Annotated in this window: 1 protein-coding gene; it reads right to left on the bottom strand. The window is 34.1% G+C overall.

Features of this window, described 5'->3' with window-relative positions:
- Positions 1-255: transposase (locus M3226_RS31945; RefSeq protein ID WP_251573455.1), on the bottom strand; the 255-nt coding region annotated here is incomplete at both ends.

The raw sequence follows: 255 nt of genomic DNA on the forward strand, positions 1-255 counted from the left end.
AATACGTGGTATTTAGAAGGTTGGTTCAAGTATTGAATGGCATCTTCGAAGCCCTCTTCTAATGTTTCTATAGCCTTTTGTAGTTTTGGATTTTCTCCAAAACTCAATAAAAACTCCTCTTTGAATTCCCTAGCATCTTCAACTTTTACAGCATCAAATATTCTCTTTAAACCTATTTTCACATCATCCATGTCTTTTTTTGGCAAATGATTAAAGATATTGCGTTTGAAATGTACTGTGCAGCGTTGCCAAGTA

The organism is Neobacillus cucumis (assembly GCF_023715505.1).